This is a genomic window from Massilia genomosp. 1 (assembly GCF_011682185.1).
GTDB lineage: Bacteria > Pseudomonadota > Gammaproteobacteria > Burkholderiales > Burkholderiaceae_D > Telluria_A > Telluria_A rubra.
Genome location: NZ_WHJF01000350.1, coordinates 1 through 664 on the forward strand (window position 1 = coordinate 1; position 664 = coordinate 664).

Annotated in this window: 2 protein-coding genes; one reads left to right on the plus strand and one right to left on the minus strand. The window is 50.9% G+C overall.

What is annotated here, in order from left to right; all coding sequences use genetic code 11:
• Positions 1-124: 124 nt before the first annotated feature.
• Complete coding sequence (locus tag F1735_RS34020; RefSeq protein WP_167241459.1) at positions 125-295, minus strand: hypothetical protein; 171 nt, start codon at positions 293-295, stop codon at positions 125-127.
• A gap of 74 nt (positions 296-369) precedes the next feature.
• Between F1735_RS34020 and F1735_RS34025 the strand changes: the two genes are divergently transcribed.
• Positions 370-664: DDE-type integrase/transposase/recombinase (locus F1735_RS34025; protein ID WP_167241461.1), on the plus strand; the 295-nt coding region annotated here is incomplete at its 3' end.

Genomic DNA, 664 nt, shown 5'->3' on the forward strand with positions numbered 1-664 from the left:
TTCATGGTGTGGGCGTTTTGATTAAGCGTTAGAACTAAATCATGCCAGAAATGGGCGCCCACTCCCACCTTTTCGCTTGCGCTGCCAAGCAATTTTCATCCGTTCCGCTAGTTTTGCAAGAGGCTCACTTCAACTCCGTCTGTGTCGCGTCTACTGCAACAATGCAACATGTAATATTTTCTGGTTCGACCGGCTGATAGTTCCAGTTTCCCATCAACAGGTACTCGCCTGCCTTGCTGCTTTCAACAGCACCAAGTAATGCAGTTTGTATTTTTCTTTCTGACTTTGCGTTCATCTAAAATCTCCGTTAACCTATAAATTTGGTACTGTCAACTTGGCGGCGCGCGGCGGTTTTTGTAAACTGCTGGCATGACACCCACGCAACTTTACCTCGGCTTTCGCTTCCCACACCACGTCATCAGCCACGTCGTATGGCTGTACTTCCGATTTTCGCTGAGTTTTCGCGACATTGAGGAACTGATGGCCAGTCGCGGCATTTTCGTGACGTATGAGACGATCCGCCAATGGACGTTGAAATTCGGTCAGCGATATGCCAACGAACTGCGCCGGCGTCAGCCGCAGCGCGGCGACAAATGGCATCTCGACGAAGTCGTGCTCACCATCAAGGGCAAACACCACTATCTCTGGCGCGCTGTCGACCAGG

What these genes read in the sequence shown, in the direction of transcription:
- F1735_RS34020 (WP_167241459.1), bottom strand. Translation starts at nt 295, where the DNA reads ATGAACGCAAAGTCAGAAAGAAAAATACAAACTGCATTACTTGGTGCT.